This is a genomic window from Streptomyces sp. NPDC056222, from assembly GCF_042264065.1.
Taxonomy (GTDB): domain Bacteria; phylum Actinomycetota; class Actinomycetes; order Streptomycetales; family Streptomycetaceae; genus Streptomyces.
Map to the genome: position 1 here is coordinate 1 of NZ_JBHJTL010000131.1, position 18,848 is coordinate 18,848.

Annotated in this window: 15 protein-coding genes and 1 pseudogene; 8 read left to right on the forward strand and 8 right to left on the reverse strand. The window is 68.8% G+C overall.

Going from position 1 to position 18,848, the window contains the following annotated elements; translation table 11 throughout:
- The 4 genes and pseudogenes from ACFC0D_RS35540 to ACFC0D_RS35555 all read right to left on the reverse strand — a co-directional run.
- Window positions 1–715: pseudogene (locus ACFC0D_RS35540) on the reverse strand (urease subunit alpha); the annotation flags it as partial.
- Window positions 712–1,434, reverse strand: coding sequence for an urease subunit gamma (gene ureA / locus ACFC0D_RS35545; RefSeq protein ID WP_376445373.1), 723 nt, complete (start codon window positions 1,432–1,434; stop codon window positions 712–714). The gene ureA and the pseudogene ACFC0D_RS35540, both read right to left, overlap by 4 nt.
- Before the next feature lie 197 nt (window positions 1,435–1,631).
- Window positions 1,632–2,213: a TetR/AcrR family transcriptional regulator gene (locus ACFC0D_RS35550; protein WP_376445376.1), complete on the reverse strand. Its 582-nt coding sequence runs from the start codon at window positions 2,211–2,213 to the stop codon at window positions 1,632–1,634.
- Between the two features lie 166 nt (window positions 2,214–2,379).
- Entirely contained in the window at window positions 2,380–3,936 is a 1,557-nt protein-coding gene (locus tag ACFC0D_RS35555; protein ID WP_376445378.1) for a serine/threonine-protein kinase, read from the reverse strand.
- A gap of 139 nt (window positions 3,937–4,075) precedes the next feature.
- Between ACFC0D_RS35555 and ACFC0D_RS35560 the strand changes: the two genes are divergently transcribed.
- Window positions 4,076–4,687: a TetR/AcrR family transcriptional regulator gene (locus tag ACFC0D_RS35560; RefSeq protein WP_376445381.1), complete on the forward strand. Its 612-nt coding sequence runs from the start codon at window positions 4,076–4,078 to the stop codon at window positions 4,685–4,687.
- Window positions 4,688–4,904: 217 nt separating this feature from the next.
- On the forward strand, window positions 4,905–6,068 hold the full coding sequence (locus ACFC0D_RS35565; RefSeq protein ID WP_376445383.1) for an agmatine/peptidylarginine deiminase: 1,164 nt from the start codon (window positions 4,905–4,907) through the stop codon (window positions 6,066–6,068).
- A gap of 22 nt (window positions 6,069–6,090) precedes the next feature.
- Here the strand turns inward: ACFC0D_RS35565 and ACFC0D_RS35570 are convergent, their stop codons facing one another.
- The 3 genes from ACFC0D_RS35570 to ACFC0D_RS35580 are packed head-to-tail and all read right to left on the reverse strand — an operon-like array spanning window position 6,091 to window position 10,627.
- Window positions 6,091–7,080 carry an antibiotic biosynthesis monooxygenase gene (locus tag ACFC0D_RS35570; RefSeq protein WP_376445385.1) on the reverse strand — a complete coding sequence of 330 codons (990 nt, stop codon included), beginning with the start codon at window positions 7,078–7,080 and terminating at the stop codon, window positions 6,091–6,093.
- Window positions 7,077–9,803 (reverse strand): molybdopterin-dependent oxidoreductase, encoded by a 2,727-nt coding sequence (locus ACFC0D_RS35575; protein ID WP_376445388.1) that lies wholly within the window; start codon window positions 9,801–9,803, stop codon window positions 7,077–7,079. Before ACFC0D_RS35575 ends, ACFC0D_RS35570 begins: the two co-directional genes overlap by 4 nt.
- Window positions 9,800–10,627 (reverse strand): FAD binding domain-containing protein, encoded by an 828-nt coding sequence (locus tag ACFC0D_RS35580; RefSeq protein WP_376445390.1) that lies wholly within the window; start codon window positions 10,625–10,627, stop codon window positions 9,800–9,802. Before ACFC0D_RS35580 ends, ACFC0D_RS35575 begins: the two co-directional genes overlap by 4 nt.
- Window positions 10,628–11,277: 650 nt before the next feature.
- On the opposite strand from ACFC0D_RS35580, the gene ACFC0D_RS35585 reads away from it, so the two are divergent.
- From ACFC0D_RS35585 to ACFC0D_RS35610, 6 genes are all read left to right on the forward strand, one after another.
- Window positions 11,278–12,135: a YncE family protein gene (locus tag ACFC0D_RS35585; protein WP_376445392.1), complete on the forward strand. Its 858-nt coding sequence runs from the start codon at window positions 11,278–11,280 to the stop codon at window positions 12,133–12,135.
- Between the two features lie 318 nt (window positions 12,136–12,453).
- Entirely contained in the window at window positions 12,454–13,419 is a 966-nt protein-coding gene (locus tag ACFC0D_RS35590) for a hypothetical protein (RefSeq protein WP_376445395.1), read from the forward strand.
- 42 nt (window positions 13,420–13,461) lie between these two features.
- On the forward strand, window positions 13,462–14,541 hold the full coding sequence (locus ACFC0D_RS35595) for a ferritin-like protein (protein ID WP_376445397.1): 1,080 nt from the start codon (window positions 13,462–13,464) through the stop codon (window positions 14,539–14,541).
- Window positions 14,542–14,591: 50 nt separating this feature from the next.
- Window positions 14,592–15,548 carry a hypothetical protein gene (locus tag ACFC0D_RS35600; protein WP_376445400.1) on the forward strand — a complete coding sequence of 319 codons (957 nt, stop codon included), beginning with the start codon at window positions 14,592–14,594 and terminating at the stop codon, window positions 15,546–15,548.
- Between the two features lie 31 nt (window positions 15,549–15,579).
- On the forward strand, window positions 15,580–16,326 hold the full coding sequence (locus tag ACFC0D_RS35605; RefSeq protein WP_376445402.1) for a DUF6345 domain-containing protein: 747 nt from the start codon (window positions 15,580–15,582) through the stop codon (window positions 16,324–16,326).
- Between the two features lie 33 nt (window positions 16,327–16,359).
- Entirely contained in the window at window positions 16,360–17,241 is an 882-nt protein-coding gene (locus ACFC0D_RS35610) for a hypothetical protein (protein ID WP_376445404.1), read from the forward strand.
- Window positions 17,242–18,282: 1,041 nt separating this feature from the next.
- Here the strand turns inward: ACFC0D_RS35610 and ACFC0D_RS35615 are convergent.
- Window positions 18,283–18,848: GNAT family N-acetyltransferase (locus ACFC0D_RS35615; protein ID WP_376445406.1), on the reverse strand; the 566-nt coding region annotated here is incomplete at its 5' end.

Sequence of the window (18,848 nt, forward strand, 5' to 3'; positions counted from 1 at the left end):
CCATGTCCTCGTGCACCTTGAAACCGGACGCCCCGCCCTCGGCCAACGCCTCCACCAACGGAGCGGCATCCGACGACGAACCACGCGCCAGGAAACCGATGTTCACAGGCCAGGCATCGAAGGCATTGAAGGCGTGCCTCAGAGCCCACGGCGAGTTGACGCCAACCCCCCAACTCGGGCCAATCTCCTGGCCGATGATCGTGGTGACACCACTGGCGAGCGAGGCCTCCATGATCCGGGGCGAGAGGAGGTGGACATGGGTGTCGACGGCACCCGCCGTGGCGATCATCCCCTCCCCCGGAATCATCGTCGTCCCCGTGCCGACGACCACATCGACACCGTCGACGGTGTCGGGATTCCCGGCCCGCCCGATCGCGTGGATCCGGCCCTCCCGGATGCCGATGGACACCTTGCGGATGCCCTGAACGGCGTCGATCACCAGCGCGTTGGTGATGACCACATCACAGGTCTCGCGGACGGCCGCGGCCTTCAGATGCATTCCGTCGCGGGCGGTCTTGCCGAAGCCGGCCAGGAACTCGTCACCGGACTTCTGCGAGTCCGACTCCACCCGGACCACCAGGCCGGAATCGCCGAGCCTGACCCGGTCACCGGCGCGGGGGCCATGGACGGACGCGTACTCGTACGGGTCGATGTGCCGGCTGCGTCCGGGGGCGCAGTGGTCGCCGTGGTCGCCGTGCCGGGTCGGCCTGCTCATGCCCGTACTCCTTCGTCTTCGGGAGCGTCCGCGAGCGGCTCGGCCCCCAGGTATCCGCATGCGGCCGCCCGTTTCAGGGCGATGGCCCTGGCGCCGGGGGCGTCCAGCGGGCCGTCCACGAGTCCGGCGAAGCCGACGGCGACGCGGGCGCCGCCGATCGGGACCAGGCCCACGTCGACGGTCTGTCCGGGGTCGAACCGGGTCGACGAGCCGGCGGGAGCGGCCGACCGCATCCCGTAGGCGGCGGCCCGGTCGAAGTCGAGGCGCGGATTGGCCTCGAAGAAGTGGAAGTGGGAGGTGACGCTGACCGGGACGGCGGCCATGTTGCGGACGCTCAGGGTCAGGGCCGGCTCCGGCAGGGCGAGGACGTCCGGACCGGGCAGTACGGCACCGGGGGCGTCGTCGTTCCGGTCCTGAGCCCCGAACGGCTCCGCGATGGCGGCGAGCCGCGTGCCGTCGTCGAAGACGGCCTCGACCTGGATCTCGGTGACGATGTCGACGACACCGGGCAGGACGTCGTCGGGACCCAGTACGGAGCGGGCCCGATCGATGGCCTCGGCGAGCCGTAGGCCGTCGCGGGCCGCCTCGCAGGCGGTGTCCGCGATGAGCGCGGTCGCCTCGGGCACGTTGAGCCGCAGCCCGCGGGCCCGGCGGGCGCGGGCGAGCTCGGCGGCGGTGAACAGCAGCAGGCGGTCCCGCTCGGTGGGTGTCAGCGGCATGGGGGTGGTTCCTTTCCTCCCGTAGCCCGGTGATGCGCACACTGTGGCACTGACTGAAAATTCAGTCAAGAGATGAAACCTGCGTGAACAACCCATCGATCAACCCATGGAATCCGGGGCCGCGTGGACCTCTTCCCGCCGGGCCACGGCGGCGCCCGGGGGCCGCCGAGTCACCTCGGGCGGCCCCGCCGACGGGCCTACGGCTGCCGCAACCCCGTCAGCTCCACCTCGACGGCCTCCCGCATGAGGCCGCGCGCGTGGTCGATCGCGAGGCCACCGCTCAACCAGCGCATGCTGAGACCTTCGAGCAGGGCGGTCAGCCGTTCCGCGGCGGAGGCGAGCCTGGCCGCCGGCGCCATGGGGTGGACCTGGCCCAGGAGCGCTGCCACCTCCTGCACCCACACCAGGGTCGCCCGGGCGAGGTCCTCGCGCAGGACGGGGTCGAAGACGGCGCTCGCCCGCAGCTCGCCCCACGCCGTGCTGTTCTCCCGGACCTCGGGGGTGTCCTGGAGCTCCAGGAGCAGGACCTGGTCGAGCTCCTCGCGGGGGCTCATCGGTTCCGCGTCCGGCTCCTGGGCGGTGGTGTACCGCTCGGCGCGGTCGTTGATGAACTCCAGCGTGTGGCGCAGGATTCCGGTGCGGTCCTTGAAGTGGTAGTAGATCAGGCCGGTGGAGACACCGGCCTCCTCGGCCAGTTCTTCCACGCGGAGCCCGCGGACCCCGCGCCGGGCGATCACCCGGGCGGCCGCTTCCAGGATCTGAGTACTGCGAGACGCCATGTCACGAACCCTATCCGGACGGCCGGAGGGCGTGACCGCGGCAGTCGTCGGGCAGCACCGGCCCGAGGCCAGGGCGGTCGTCGGGCAGCACCGCCCCGGGGCCACGGCGGTCGTCGGGCAGCACCGCCCCGGGGCCGCGACCCCCTCCCCGTACGCGCTCGGCCACTCAGCCACTCCTCCGGTACTGGCTCAGCACGACCGTGACCGGACCGCCCCCGGATGACGCCTCCACCAGCCGCGCCACGACGAGCCGCGCACCGTCGGCGCTGCGCACACAGAACGGTCGCTCGTCGGCGAGTTCGTCGAACGGCAGGCTCGCGACCGGTTCCGTGTCGATCCCCCGCTCGCAGTCGGCAGGACTGAGGGCATATCCGGACGCCACGAAGGCGTCGGCGTTCTCGGGCACCACGAACCCGCCCTTGTCGCGGGCCAGGTACCACGCGGCCGTGTCGGCGGGTGTCACCTTCCCCGCCGTCAGGTCGAACTCGTAGCCGTCGTCGGGGGCGGTCAGCTCGACGTCGGCGTAACCCGGCGCGTACGCGACATCCGGCTCCGCCTCCCCCTCTCCGGGACCGGTCAGGTGGTACACGGTCGCGGCCACCACCGCGAGCGCCGCGACGACGGCCGCGGTCAGGGCCGTACCACCGCGCCGGCCCCTCCGGCGGTCACGTCGCGCCGGCGCCCGGCCTTGGATGCCGTCGTCGCCGATCGCAGCCGGCTCCGGGGCCGCCGGCGCGGCCGCGTGGGTGGGGCGGTCGTGCGGGGACACCCCGTCGAAGAGCGTGGGTTGCGGGGCCGAGGGCCCGCCCGTCGCCCGCCGCGTGATCTCCTGTCCGACCGCCCCGGGCAGCCATCCGTCGGCGAACTCCGGCGAGGGCCCCACGGCCGGGTGAGCGCGCACGGCGGCGATCAGCGCGCCCGGAGTGGGCCGCTCACCCGGCGGCTTGGCCAGGCACCACGTGAGGAGTTCGCGCAGTTCTCCCGGTACGTGGGAGAGGTCGGCCGACTCGTGGACCACGCGGTACAGCGCGGCCGACTCGGGCCCCGTCCCGAAGGGCAGGGCGCCGCCCGCCGCATAGGCGGCGAGCGCGCCGAGCGCGAAGACGTCGGTGGCCGGCGTCACCGCGTGCCCGAGCGCCTGCTCGGGCGCCATGTACGCGGCGGTGCCGATCCGCAGGCCGGTGCCGGTGAGTCCGGTGGCGTCGGCCGCCCGCGCGATGCCGAAGTCGATGACGCGGGGGCCGTCCTCGGCGACGAGGACGTTGGCCGGCTTGAGGTCCCGGTGGACGACGCCGGCCCCGTGGATGGCCTGGAGTGCCTCCGCGATCCCGGCGAGGAGGAGCAGCACGGTACGTACGGGGAGCGGGCCATGGCGCTCGACCAACTGCTGGAGCGAGGGGCCCGGCACATAGGCGGTGGCGAGCCAGGGGACGGCAGCGTCGGGACCGGCGTCCACCACCTGCGCGGTGAACAGGCCGTGGATTCGCCGTGCGCTCGCGACCTCCTGGGCGAACCGCCGCCGGAACTCGGGGTCGGCGGCGAAGTCCTCGCGGACCGCCTTCACGGCGATGGGCCGCCCGCCCGGGGTGTGGGCGAGATAGACGACGCCCATGCCTCCGGAACCGAGCCGGGCGTGGATCCGGTAGCCGCCGATCTCGCGTGGGTCGTCGAGTGACAGCGGTGGATGGAGCGACTGCACCCCGGAAGGCTGGGTGGAGGACATGGGCGGCTCTTTCGGCGGTGCGGAACGGCGGAACGGGTACGCGTCGCGGCCCCGCCCACGATCGTGCCTTTGACTAAAGTTTCAGTCAACATGCAAGCCCGCCTCCGGCCGGGCGACGGACCACGACAAGGAGCACAGGGTGAACGGGAGAAGAAGGGCGATCCTGGAGGCCGCCGCCCGGGTGATCGCGCGCCGAGGGGTGCGGGGACTGCGGGTGGAGGAGCTGGCCGCCGAAGCGCGGGTCTCCAAGGCGCTCGTCTACTACCACTTCGGCGACCGCGCCGGCCTGCTGCGCCACACCCTGCGGTTCATCGGGGACCGCGCCGAGCGGTACACCCGCGGCCGCCCACCCGGGAAACACGAACCCGAGAACTCCCTGCGGGAGCTGGAGCACAGGCTGCTCCTCGAGCTCCAGGACACTCCCGAGGTGCGCGAGAACAGCACGGCCTGGGGCGAGCTGCGGGCCAGCGCGGTCTTCGAGCCGGAGCTGCGGGAGGAGCTGCGGCAGGCCGGTACCGAATGGGTGCGCGAGATCGCGGAGCTGCTCGGCCGGGTCGACCCGGCGGCGCCCGACGCCGTTCTCGTATCCGCGGCGGAACGCCTCACCGTCCTCCTGGAGGGGCTGAGCACCCGGTGGCTCATCGGGGTGCTGCCGACCGGCCACGCCCGCGAACTGATGCGGGGGGCGATCCTGGCAGAGGTCGAGGGGCTGGGACTGCCTGAACCGTGCGCCGTGGGCCGGCTCCGCTGAGCGGGCGGAACGGTGCGTCGACCCTGCGTCCGTTTGACTGAAAATCCAGTCAGTGTCACAGTGGGGACACGGCCACCCCCACTCACGCCTCCGAGCAGCCGTCTCCCTCGGCCTCCACACGCGTGAAGCCACGGCCCGCGACTCCGCCGCCGCGCGCGTCACCGCGATCCGCCCGCTGCCGCCGGATACCCTCGCCAGCCCACGATCGGAGCACACCGTGTCCTACCTTCCCCCCTCCCGTCGCACGGCCCTGCGCGCCTTCGCCGTGATCGGCGGCGCCCTCGGCTTCGGCGCCGCGGCCTGCGGTCCCGAGGCGTCCGTGCGGGGCGGTACGACCACCGCACCCGGTCGTAGCCCCGCCGCCGGCACCGAGCGCCGCTTCGGCGCGGAGTGGGAGAGCCACACCCGTACGTTCATGTCCTGGCCGGCCCTCGCCTCCGTCTGGGAGGACGACCTTCCCTACGTACGGGAGGACATCGCCCGCATCGCACGGGCGATCGGGGAGTACGAGGCGGTCGTGATGATGGCCCGTCCGGACCAGGTGTCGGCGGCCCAGCGGGCCTGCGGTTCCCAGGTGGAGGTCATCCCGCTCGCCGTCGACGACCTGTGGGCCCGCGACACCGTCCCCGTCTTCGTGGAGGACGAGGGCAAGGTCGTCGGCGTCGACTTCAACTTCAACGGCTGGGGCAACAAGCAGGAGCACACCAACGACGCCGAGGTGGGCCGCAAGCTGCTCGCCAGGTACGGCATCCCGCGCGAGGAGGCACCTCTCGTCGCCGAGGGCGGCTCCTTCGAGACCGACGGCGAGGGCACGCTCCTCATCACCGAGAGCTCGATCGTCAACGACAACCGCAATCGCGGGAAGACCAGGGACCAGATCGAGGACGAGCTCATCGAGACCCTCGGCGTGGAGAAGGTGGTCTGGCTGGCGGGCGTCCGCGGCGAGGACATCACCGATGCCCACGTGGACAGCCTCGTGCGGTTCACCGCGCCCGGCGTGGTCCTGCTGGACCAGGCCTTCCCCGGCACTCCCCCGGACTCCTGGTCCCGCTCGGCCGACCAGGCCCGCTCCGTACTGAGCAAGGCGACCGACGCACGCGGCCGGCGCTTCGAGATCATCGATCTGCCGCAGCCCGACCTCGACAGGATCACGGGCGAGGGCGACGACTTCGTGTCCACGTACGCCAACTTCTACGTCGCCAACGATTCGGTCTTCATGCCCAGGTTCGGGGACCGGAAGGCGGACGACCGGGCGAAGGGCATCCTCCAGGAGCACTTCCCGAAGCGCGACGTCGTCATGGTGCAGATCGACACGATCGCCTCGGGCGGCGGTGGCATCCACTGCTCGACGCACGACCAGCCCGGCAAGCCCGCCGCGTGACCGTGGCAGGACCCGCCGCCCCTCAGGGCAGGGTCCAGAACACGCGCGTGACCAGGTAGAAGACGACGACCCAGAAGACGGTCACGGCAGCGACGATGCCGATCCCGATGAGATTGGTCTTCGTCCGTGGTTCGTCCGGCGCGGGCCGCAGCCACCGCTTGAGCAGTCGGTTCACGTAGTAGGGCATCGTGAAGAAGCTCATGATGAAGCTCGACAGCAGGTTGCCCACGAGCAGGCCGAACCAGAGCGGCCATTGGAGCGGTGACAGGGCGAGGGTGAGGAGCACCACGGTCGGGTACAGGCCGACCCAGACGGCGATGGCGGTCTTGGTCTCCGACGGCGGCTGTGCCTCCCTGCCGTTCTCCTCGAAGGCGAACCAGCTGCCGAAGGAGTTGTCGATCTTACGGAGCTTGAAGTCGTCGAACTTCGCGCCTTCGGCCAGCATCCCTCGCCGCGTCGCCGACGTCAGCCAGGCGTCGAGGTGCTCGGCGTTGTCGTAGCGGTAGAGGGTGGTCCATTCGTCCTGGACGCCCTCGATCGGCCGGAACAGCTCGGTGCCGCGGAAGCCTTCGAACTTGCTCTCCTCCTGGCTCATGCGCTGCTGCCAGGCGAGGAAGTCGTCGACGTGCTGCGGAGCGATGCGGTGGGTCACCACCACGGTGACGAGCGGGTCCGTCGGCTGTGTGCCCCCGCTGATCACCTGCTGGGTCGCGGGACCGTCGAAGTACTTCTCGCCGGTGTCGAGGAGACTCTGTCGGGTCGCGCTGTTCATCCATGCCTGCAGATGGGCCACGGAGTCGAAGCGGTAGACGATGACCCAGTCGGGTTGCAGCTCGGTCGGCGGGGAGACCTCGGCGCCGAGGTACCCGGCGTAGCGGGCGGCGGCGGCGTTGACGCCGTCCTGCCACTGCTCGTACGCCGCCTCCATGCCCGGCCTGACCCTCCGGCCGATGATGACCGTCGCGGCGGCGTCCGTGCCGGGGGTGGCGTCCGGGTGCTTCTGGGTGGTCATCGTGCCGGGCCCGTCCGTGCGGGCCGGCTCTCGCCGAGCCGGCTGTAGATCCGTTCCGGGGTCAGGGGCAACTCGCGGCAGCGGACGCCTGTGGCGTCGCGGAGCGCGTTCGCCAGCGCGGGGGCCACCGGGTTGATGCAGCATTCCGCCATCCCCTTGGACCCCATGGGTCCGACGGAGTCCGATGAGCCCACCAGGAGCAGCTCGGTGCGGGGGACGTCGGCGAAGGTCGGGATGCGGTAGTTGCGGAGGTTCGGGTTGGCCATGACACCGTCCGCGTCGACCTGGTAGTTCTCGGTCAGCGCGAATCCGATGCCCTGGGCCACGCCGCCGTCGACCTGTCCCCGGACCTGCTCGGGGTTGATGACCACGCCGGCGTCGGTCGCCTGGACGCTGTACAGGACCCGGATCTCCCCTGTGACCGGGTGGACGGCGATCCGGAAGCCCTGCGTGTTGGAGACGACGCTGCGGGGCGAGCCGTACGCCTTGCGTGCGGCGGTGAATCGGATGCCGCGGGCCCGTGCGAGCGCGACGAGCTCCGCGAGGGGGACGCCGGTGTCCCCGCAGACGACGACGTCGTCGTCCATCGAGCACATCACGACATGGACGCCCGCGTGGGAGGCGGCGAATTCCAGGATGCGGTCGCGCACCGCGTTCGCCGCCCGGAGCACCGCGTTGCCCGCGACGAAGAGTCCGGCGCTCGCGAAGGCGCCGGTGTCGAATCCGGTGCGGTCGGTGTCGGACTGCACGAGACGGATCCGCGACGGTGTCGTGCCCAGCTGGTTGGCCGCGATCTGGACGTGCGCGGTCGACGTGCCCTCGCCGAACTCGACGGTTCCGACGGCCAGTTCGTAGACGAGGTCGTCGCCGAGGGTGACCCAGGCCTCGGAGATGTGCTCGGTCGGGGGCGCGGTCTCGTGCATTGAGCTCGCCACGCCGACGCCTACGAGCCACCCCTGCCCGGGCGACGGCTGGTCGGCCGTACGGGCGAGGGAACCCGCCACGAGGTCGATGCACTTGGAGAGACCGTCCTCGTTGAACATCACGTCGTCGGGGCCGTCGTGCATCGCGACGAGCGGATCGCCGGGGCGCACGATGTTGCGGCGGCGCAGCTGGAGCGGGTCCATGTGGAGGGCGAGGGCGAGTTCGTCCATCGCCGATTCCACGGCGAAGGCCGGCTGGGTCATTCCGTAACCGCGCAGCGCGCCGCTCGGAACGGTGTTGGTGTAGACGGAGTAGGCGTCGTACTTCTTGTTGGGGCAGCGGTAGATCATGACGGCGGCCCCGCCCGCGTACAGCGTCTCGCCGCCGTGGTTGCCGTAGGCGCCCGTGTTGGACACATTGCGGACCTGGAACGCGGTGAGTGCGCCGTCGGCCTTCGCGCCGAGTTTGACGGTCAGCTTCATCGGGTGCCGCGGCGAGGCGGTGGTGAACTCCTCCTCGCGCGTGTACTCGAAGGAGACGGGCCGCCCGGTGTCCAGGGCGGCGAGGGCGGCCAGGTCCTCGGAGATGACCTCCTGCTTGCCGCCGAAGCCGCCGCCGACGCGCTTGCAGAAGACGCGGAGTTGGTCGGGGCGCAGGGCGAAGAGATAGGCCAGTTTGACCTTGGCGATCGACGGCGACTGCGAGCTGGTACGGACGTTCAGCCGGCCGTCCTCCATCCAGGCGATCGAGCCGTGGGTCTCCAGATGCGCGTGCTGCACCCGCGGTGAGAAGTAGGTGCCCTCGTGGATCACGTCGGCCGCGGCGAATCCGGCGTCGACGTCGCCGATGTGCGAGTGGATCTCAAGCAGGAGGTTGTGCACGGCGTCGCGGACGAACGGGTCCTCCGAGCCGTGCAGTTGGGGAGCCCCGTCGGCCATGGCCTCCTCGGGCTCGAAGACCGCCGGCAGTACGTCGTACTCGACCTCGAGCCGGCGGCAGCCTTCCTCGGCGGCCCCGACGGTGTCGGCGACGACCGCGGCGACGCGCTGGCCGGCGAAGCGGACCGTGTCGTCGAGGATGTACGTGTCGTCCGGATCGACGAGGTGGTCGGTGTGGATCGCCGTGGTGAACCGTCTGCGCGGCACGTCCTCCCAGGTGTAGACGCGGCGCACGCCGGGGACGGCGAGCGCGGCGGTCCTGTCGACCGACACGATCCGGGCGTGCGCGTGCGGCGCGTGCAGCACCTTGAGGTGCAACATGCCGTCCATGCGGGTGTCCATGGTGAACTCGGCCCGGCCGGTCACGACGTCCTCGGCCGCCGGCGCGCCGACGCTCGTTCCCAAGGCCCTGCCGGGCCGGGCGGTCTCCACGGCGGAGAGGCCCCGTACGGCGTCCTCGATCGACCGGTATCCGGTGCAGCGGCAGAGGTTGCCCTTCAACGCCCGTGGCAGGTCCGCCTTCTGCTCCTCGGTGAACGTCGCCGACGTCATGATCATCCCGGCGGTGCAGAAGCCGCACTGGAACCCTGGCGCGTCCCGGAACCGGCGCTGCGCCGGATGCAGGTCGCCGGGCGATCCGAGACCTTCGATCGTGGTCACCTCGCGGTCCTCGGCGCGGAAGGCGGGGGTGACGCAGCTGTGGACCGGCCGGCCGTCCAGCCACACGGTGCACGCTCCGCAGTCGCCCGCGTCGCACCCCTTCTTGACGCCGAAGTGGCCCAGTTCCCGCAGGAAGGTGCGCAGGCACTGGCCGGGGCGCGGCTCTTCGTCGAAGCTCCTGCCGTTCACGAGGTAGGTCATGCCGGGTCCCCAGCCATGAGTTCGCGGCGGATCTCTTCCGCGAAGTGCTCGGTGAGATGGCGACGGTGGTCGGGGGTCCCGTTGGGGTCGGCGAACCAGACGTCGGCCGGGATGGCGTCGATGCTCTGCCGCAGGGTGGGGGCATCGGGCATGTGGTCGAAGGCGAACCGCACCGGCCGTGTGGTGCCGGCGGTGACGGTGAGCGTCATGTCGCTCGTGCCGGGCGTGTGCGTACCGATCAGGAACACGGTCGAACGGCCGAGGTGGGTCAGCGTGAACCGGCGGTGCGCGGCGCGCTTGCGCAGGGCGTGCGCGGGAACCTGGACACGGCGCAGGATCTCGCCCGGGGCGAGGATGTTGCGGTTGTTCCCCGTCACGAAGTCCCGTGCGTCGACGGTACGTACGGAACCGTCGGGCGCCCACAGTTCGTACCGCGCCTCGAGCGCGACCGTGAGCGTGATCATGGGACCGGCGGGCAGCGACATGCAGATGTTCCCGCCCACGGTCGCCGCGTTCCAGATCTTGAAGGAGGAGAGGAACGCTTCGCAGGACGTCGCGAGGAGCGAGCCCGCGGTCCAGTCGGCGGGCGGCACGAAGGCGTGGAGATCACGGATCGTGCATGTGGCGCCGATCTCGAGGCCGGCGTCGGCGCGGACGAGGGGATCCCACGGCAGCGCCGTGAGGTCGACCAGGCGGCGCAGCTCCGGCTGCTCGACGGAGAACAGCCACGTGCCGCCCGCGAGCCAGGCATCACCCTCGCGCCAGTCGGCACCCGGCCGGTCGGAGGGCCGCCGGACGACTTCGGTGATGGTGTTGAGATCCATGGGAACGCACCTGCCCCTGCACGCGGGGGGCTGCGCCACCTCTCGCGGCGGGCTCGACTGCCGGCAGCCGCGGTCACGGGTTGCGGACGGACCGGTGGACGCAGGGATTCCTTTCCAGCGTACCCAGAACGCCCCGTCGCCGCGCGGTCGGACGGCGGACGGTCATGTGTCTTCGCGCGATTCGCTCAAGGCACCGCGTCCAGCGGGCTCCGCAGGTCGCGGCCGAGGGGCCGCTTGGTGCCCTCCCGGCTCCGGCTCCGGCTCCGGCTCCGGCTCCGGCTCCGAGGAGGGGACACCGCCAACGAGACTTCTGACGGAGGCTGGGGAATCATTGTTGGGGGTAATGGCGCCGAAAGGGTTTCGCCTTCGGCTGCAGTCAAACCCCTTTGCCTGGTTGTCCCCTGGCAACCGAGGTACGGCGTGCGCCGTCTCTGATGAAGCCGTCGACAAGGCGGGGTCGGCCGCGACCTCGCCCTACGCGGCCGTGGTGGCATCGGGCAGGACTACGGCGGCGAGGCGGTGTCGGGCGGAGGGGAAGGGGCTCGATCCTCCCAGATGGCCGCGATCAACGAAAGCTGTTGGTGAAAATGTCCATCACTGCAAATCCATGTGTCGTAGCCACCATCCAAGTGGGGAGGGCACCGGTCGGTGTGGCGGCGGATGTCCATGACCACGTCTTCGTCACCAACAGCGGTGACAACACGGTCTCGGTGATCGATGCCGGGACCAACACTGTGACCGCCACCATCAACGTCGGACTCCGCCCGGAGAGCGTGGCAACCGATCCTCAGTTCGGCGTCTACGTCGCCAATGGCGGTATCGGCACCGTGTCAGTGATCGGCAGACTCAACACCGTCATCGCCACCCTCAACGTCGGAGGCCCGCCTTCGGTCTTCGACCCACCGTCCCGCGTGGTGGGGATGGCGGTCGATCATTTGCTGAGTCGTGCCTACGTGACCAGCCGCAGTCATCATAGGGTGGCGACAATTGGCATCAGCAGCGATCCCCCCACCGTCGCCCACGACTTCATCGATGTCCAAGGCCCCCTTGGTGTCGCAGTTGATTCTCGAAATCACCGTCTTTACGTCACGCAGCCTGACTTCAACACGGTGTCGGTGATCGATGCTGCGACCCACGGGGTCATTGCGACAATCCCGGTCCGTCAGCATCCCACGGGAATTGCGGTCGACGCCCGGAGTCATCGTGTCTATGTCGCCAACTCCGGCTTCAAGACGGTGTCAGTGATCGATAGCGTCACGGGCGGCGCCGCCGAGATCGACGTCGGTGTGAGACCGATCGGTGTGGCGGTTGATTCTCGGGGTGACGCCTACGTCACCATTTCCGACGGCTCGGTGAAGGTGATCGATTCCAGGTTCAACAGCGTGAGCGCCACGATTCCAGTCGGGTCCCAACCGGAGGGCGTGGCCTTCGAGCCCCACAGTAATCGCGTCTACGTCGCCAACAGGGGCGACGGCACCGTATCTGCGATCGACCTCGCTCGCGGTTAGTACGGCAACGGGGCTTGCCGACAATGGGAGCCATGGAGCCATCCTGTCGAGAGTTCCCCGAAGCGGCGTGGCCTCGCCGATCGCGAACGACCCCGCAATGAGGGCTCGTTCGCCCCACTCTGCGGCGCACGCCGGGTCGATGCAACCTCGGGCAAGACCGTGCGCAGAAGGTGAACGACGGTATGACGGCGGCTCCTTGCGGGAATGCGGGGTCGCCCGGCCGGAGGTAGGCTGAATCAGGGGAATCCGAAGGTCTTATCCGATGCGGCCAGTGAACAGCGATGGTCCAGTTCGCACGGCCTGCGAGGCGATCACACCATGCTCGAAGTGGAACTCGACATATTCTCAGGCATGCCGAATCCCAGATGGCTCCTGTCGCCGCAAGAAGAGCGGGAGTTGACGGAGCGCGTCGAAGCGGACACGAGCCAGCTCTCAGAGGTCACTTCCCCCGACGAGCTGTTGGGTCTGGGGTACCGGGGATTCATCGTGCGTTCGGTGAAGTCGGACCACGGGGCGTGGGAAACATGGCGCACGGCGTCCTCCGCCCATATCGGAGCTGAGTTCCGGGTAGGGATCCGAACGGCCGCCAGAGAGGCCGACTCCGTTGCGCACTGGCTTCTTGCAGCGTCGGCCACCCGCATGGGAATCGATGACGAACTCCTGGCGGTCACCGCGAGGGGGCCCTCCATCCTCCCGCCCGAGCGGGAAGAGCTGTACCCGCCCAGCCCCGACTCGTTCGATGATTCCCCGGATGCAGAACGGGGTGTGCTATGGCATCGCCCGTGTCCCAGCACGCTCTATGCCGATAACGCGAACATTTTCAACCTTCCCGGAACAGTCGAAAAGAACAACTGCTACTGCTTTGCGTCGAACCACGTGGCGAACCGTCGTTATGCCTTGCCGGGACTCAGAGGGGGAAAGCCGGCTGCCTCCCCGACAGTCGACAACATCCGGGGCGGTCTCTACGCCGACGGCTGGGCTGACAACTGCCAGCCGAATACTCTCGTGATCGCGGCCCATGTCTGGCCGGGTTGGGACTACCACTTCTACCGGCTCGTGTCACCCGAACCCAACTGGCTCTGGTATCACAAGACCGGTGGCACTCCGGTGGTATACCTCGACGGCGCCGGCTACCCGATACGCCGAGTGGTGACCAGCGGTGGTTCGGTTATCTGGCGTCATCCCCAGAACTGCGTGAAGGCGCCTCCCGATCCCAGCGTACCGGTGTACACCGAGTTCGTCGGATGGTTCTACCAGAGAAACGAGACCGCTTTCGTCGCTTGACCGGTCATTGTCGGTCGCGCGCGTGTAGCCGTAGGAGTTCTCGTGTCAGGTGCCGTCAAATATCGAAGCAAAGCCATCGTCGAGCTCATGGAGATGCCTGCAACAGAACATGACGATACGTGGCTTAAGGACGCACTGCAGCAGGCCGTCATGCTGGAGCTCGCGACGCTTCCACCCTACTTGTGTGGTCTGTGGTCGATCCAGGAGGCGGACAGCGGATCGGACGTGTTCGAGACGATTCATGAAATCGTCTTCGACGAGATGTCACACATGGGCTTGGTCTGCAACATGGTCACGACCATCGGCGAGATGCCCCGCATCGCCGACAGCGACCTCGTGCCGAAGTACCCAGGTCCGCTTCCCGGTGGTGTCCAGCCGGATCTGACGGTTTCGCTCACCGGGCTGAGCAAGCAGGCGCTCGACATGTACTCCCGTATCGAGAGGCCCGACGACCCCGTGGTCGAAGAGCGGGAGACGCACACGTCCATCGGCGCGTTCTACACGGCGATTCTCGAAGCCTTCCGTTCCCAGCCGGAGCTGATCAGGGGCACCCGGCAGCTGACCAAGATCATGGCCGGAGCCCACGGGCAGGGGAACAACGTCACCCCGCTGAGATCGCTCGCTGATGTGGAGGCGGCCCTGCAAGTCATCAAGGAGCAGGGCGAGGGCACCGCGGTCTCCCCGGAGAACCCGTTCCCCGGCGCGGCCGGAGAGTTGGCCCACTTCTACTCCTTCCGGGAGATCTTCCACGGGCGGAAATTGATCCGCGTATCGGACGATCCACCACGGTTCGATTTTCAGGGTGACGAGATTCCCATGCCCCAGACGCTCCCGATGGGAACGGTGCCGGCTGGCGGCTGGGTCGAAGGCGGGGTGCCCGTCTCCGCTGCCATGCAACAGGACCTGACCGCATTCAACCGTCACTACAGCTCACTGCTTCGGTTCCTCGAACGTGCCTGGCGGGCGGAGCAACCGGCCACGGCGACGCAGATGCTGAATCGGGCAGTCGGGGAGATGTTCAACATGCAGGGGCCCGCCCAGGCGTTGATGGCAACGCCCCTGCCCGGCGGGAGCGGAATGACGTACGGACCGGAGTTCCTGTACGTCGAGGAAGATCCGTGACGTGAGAAACGTGCCTCTGTACACATGAGGAAGAAGCAAGGAGAGTCGGCATGGCATTCCGGGTCACGATAGAAATCTACTCGGGCCGGCCCAATCCCTCGTGGATGGTCACCGACCCCGATCAGGTGCAACGCTTCCTGCGGCTGTTCCTGCGTCATCGCGCAGGCTTGGCGGTGGCGCCCGGCGACTTCATGGGGGTCGACTTCCGGGGGATGAGGATCGACTTCGCCAGTGACACCGCGCAGACACTCGGCCTGCCACCGACCGTCGAGATCGCAGGGGGCGGTGCTGCAGATCCCTTCGCCAGCGCCGAGTTGGCGGAGGAGCTGCTCGAGACGATGCCGGAGCCTGCTGAGCAGGAAGAGACGGGCGGTTACGGGGCCGGGGTCCTGCGCGACGCATTGCGTCAGGCAATCCAACGATCTGTCAGAGAAGGGCTGGGAGGGACGGAGACGATCGAGCCCGGGGAGCCACCTGACGCCGAACTCGCGGCTGAGGTCGAAGAGCAGCTCCGACGCATCGAGCTGCGGATGAACGCGTGCCCGTTCGACCAGGGACCCTACGAGCCCAACTTCTGGAACCACTTCGCCGTCATTCAGGACAACAACTGCTACAACTACGCCGTGAACCAGCGTACGGACTCGTTCGCTCAGCCCGGATGGCATCACGGTTACAGGATCCCGCGCTCAGTGACCTGTACGGATGTGCGCACAGGAGCATTGCGGGACGGGCTGCGGGTCTGGGGCAACTGTCAGCCGGCCGGCTTCGAAAGGCACTTTGTCGCACTCGCCACCGGAACCATGTTGGACGGTACCCGTGACTATCACTGGTGGCGACGGCACCGCGAGGGTTTCTGGGGGCACAAGCCAGGCGACGGTGCTGCCAGGAACGTGGACTACTCCAACAACGTGATCACCAATCCGTTCTCGTGCAACAGGGGGCGCTACACGGAATGGTGCGGTTTCTTCCAGTCGCACCACTCGGTGATCATTTCAGGGCCGTTGTGACCCCTGACGGACCGGCGAAGGGGAATGGAAAATGCCTGTAACTTATGGAGTCCACTGGAACAGTGCGGCGCCCGCCGCCGATACGAGCTGCTCGTTCGTCGCCATTCCCGTCGTAGCCTCGGTGGCGTCCGGAGTGATCTCCGTCATGGAGAGCATGGGGCACATACAGCGCTTCGTGCGTGCCAACGAGCACGCCTGGGCGTCGGATTACGAGCACCCCGAAGTCGCGTCGACCGGCCAGTCCCTCACCGAAGACGGCATCGACAGCGTCGGGCTCATGTACTACGCCGGCCACGGGCTGCCGGAAGTGTCGGTATCCCTGGCATCGAACCATTTCGGCTGCCGCGCCTTCTACAGCAACATGCGTCTGGGAGTGAGGGAGCTGCGCTGGCTGGTGCTGGACCTCTGCGGTGGTGTGGCGGGACCGGACGTCAGCGCCAGTGTGAACATGGTCTGGTCCGAACCGACCAACGGAGACAGCGCGCGTCCGCTCGAGTCGCTGCATGTCCTGTGCACGTTCGTCGACGAGTCCTTCGCCGGTATCGACACCGGCCGCGGCGGGGAGTTCGCCACCTTCGTCTCCCACGGCGCGCCGGTCGGCAGCGCATGGCTCGACGCAGCGTTCGCGCGGTCCGGGGACAAGGCCAACATACCCATCGCGATCGCCTGCGGCAGCGATGAGGATGACGCGCGATTTCGGCTCGACAACGGCCGTCTGGCAGACGGCGTCGGAGGGCCTGTCCCGTCCCGCAGTCTGGCCTGGAAGTGGCGTACGTGAACTTCACGCGATGCAACGAGAGACGCGGTCGCAATGGACTACAACACGCTGAGACAACGCTGGGACGCGCTCGAGGCGCCGGCGAGCATCTACGAGGTGGATCCGTCACTGGAGCCGCTGGACGACACGATCGAGCTCGCACGGCGGGCCGGTATGCCGATCCCGGCAGGGGAGCCCTCCTGGTCCGAGGACGCCGTGTCCATGAGGCTGGAGCACGATGCCCATACGCTCACCGTCTACCGGCCCTCACGAGCGGTGCAGTGTGTCGACAGCACCCGGTGGCAGGTGGATGACGGAACGTCCGACATGCGTATGTCGGACACCGAGGCGTTCGATGCGGCGGTACGAGAAGCAGACCGTGTGGGACTCCTGGAGCAGGACGACTTCACCCCGTTCCGGGTGACCCGCTTGCGTGCATCGTCCGTTGTCCGGGGGCAGAGCCCCAGGGAGCCACGGGTGATCGATGTCGGGGTCGTCCTCAAGCGGCAGTTGGACGGCCTCGGTTTCGAGGGACAGGGCGGCAACGTGGTCATGTACCTCGGCCCCGACGGGAGCCTCACCGGTTTCGAGCGCGTTGCCAGGCGAGTCGCCCACGTGCGTGCCGCGGTGTCCGGCTGGCGCTCACTGGACGACGTGCTGACCGAGACCGAGGACCACCTGCGGCTGCGCCGCGACAGTGATTTCACCGTCGAGGAGGCCCGGTCCGGTTATCTCGAGCTCGGCCGTCTGCAGGAGCAGACCGTGATTCAGCCCGCCTATGTCCTGTCATTGCGCCTGGGCGGGCGTATGCGGGAACCGGGAGAGCCGGAGCGTCGCATCGAACACGCGGTTCCCGCCGCTCTCAACAACACCGGCCCGGTGATGCCCAGCGTCGAACCGGACGTACCCCAGACGCCGCGATACGGCGCCGACTGACGATCGTCTCCACCGTCTCCAGGTTCTTCGTGGACCCGTTCACCATCCACCGAGCTGGGGAGGCCGTGCCGGGAGGGCCGAACGAGGGAGAACGATCATGGGTGACTTCATCGTTCCTCGCCAGTGAGGCGACACCGCCCGGCGGCAATACTGATCGGCGGTGGCCCTTCGTGGACTCCGTCGGCCCAAACACCTTTGCCGCCTGGATCGAGCAGCCTTTCAACCTGCCCCCGCCGGCCCCGCGAGTGGTCCTGCGGCGGTTCTTCGACGGGCAGCCCACCGGCCTTCCGGTCCAGGTCAACACCAACTCCATCGATCTCGACTTCCCGCCCACGGTCACCCGCATGATCGACGGCGGGTGCCTTCTCACCTGGACGGGGAGCGGGGCGCAGCAGCGAATCCGCGCCCAGCGCTTCACTCCCGAGGGGCAGAAGAAGGGCCCCGAGATCGCTGTCAACACCACCGAGGCCTTCCATCGCAATCCGACCGTGACGCTGCTGAGCAACGGGGATTACGCCGTCGCCTGGACCGACGGCTCGGCGGTGGGCGGCGGCGGGCTCATCTACCGGGTCTTCGGATTCAACGGCGTCCCCAGAACGGGCGAGATCCACCCCAACGTCTCGGGGTTCGCGGGCCGGAGCGCGCTGACGGCGCTCGACAACGGGCGGTTCGTCGCCGCGCACATCAACGCCCCGGTGCAGAGCCCCCTCGGCGTCCTGCAGACCACCGCCGTGGCCAGCGTCTTCGCCCCCGGCGGAAGCGGTCAGGTCATCGCCAGCGCGTTCGCGGGCTCACCGAAGCACTTCCACCGAAGCTCACCCGCGCTGACGGCACTGCCGGGCGGGCGTTTTCGTCCTCGCCTGGGTGGAGAAGAGAGCGGACACCGTCGAGACCGTGCCGACCGTGATGGCACAGCTGTGCTCGGACTCCGAGCTCGAGATCGGGCCCAAGGCCTCGGCCAGCTCCGGCACCGGTGGCGACCGCTTCCACCTCAGCGACGCCGCCGTATTCGGCGACGGCAGTCCGGGGAGCGTCTTCCTGTCATGGGCGGACATGGTGGACGGTGGCGACACCACCATTCGCGGACGAGTCCTCACCGCCGGCCCCGACGGGTTGACGGGTTGACGCATGGTGGTCGCCGCCGCGGTGGAACATCGCGCGGTACGGCCCCGCACGCCGCCGCAGGCCGCGCCCCGGCCGACTATGTCGCGGTTTCCGGCAAGCGGGTGGCCAACCACGGGTCGCGCAGGCCGACGCAGCAAAGGCCCAAAAGACCTCCGAGTAGACGAAGGTGCCCGTCATCCACGGCTCGTGAGCGTTCAACCGGGCGACCTGAAACGCGGCTTCAGGGATCCGCAACGACGGCGAACGGAAGTCCACCGCGCCCGCACCCTCGAAGCCGCGCGCGCCGTAGTAGCGCGGCGAACCCTCCAGAAATACCAACGGCACACCCTGACTGTCGGCCGCCTCGAGAGCGTGGGCGATGAGCTGCGTACCGATGCCCTGACGCCGGAACTCCGGGACCACGCCGAGCGGTGACAGCGACAGGACGTCTTCGATCCGGCGCGGAGCGTCCAACCGCGTCGCGCTCAGCAGGACATGCCCGA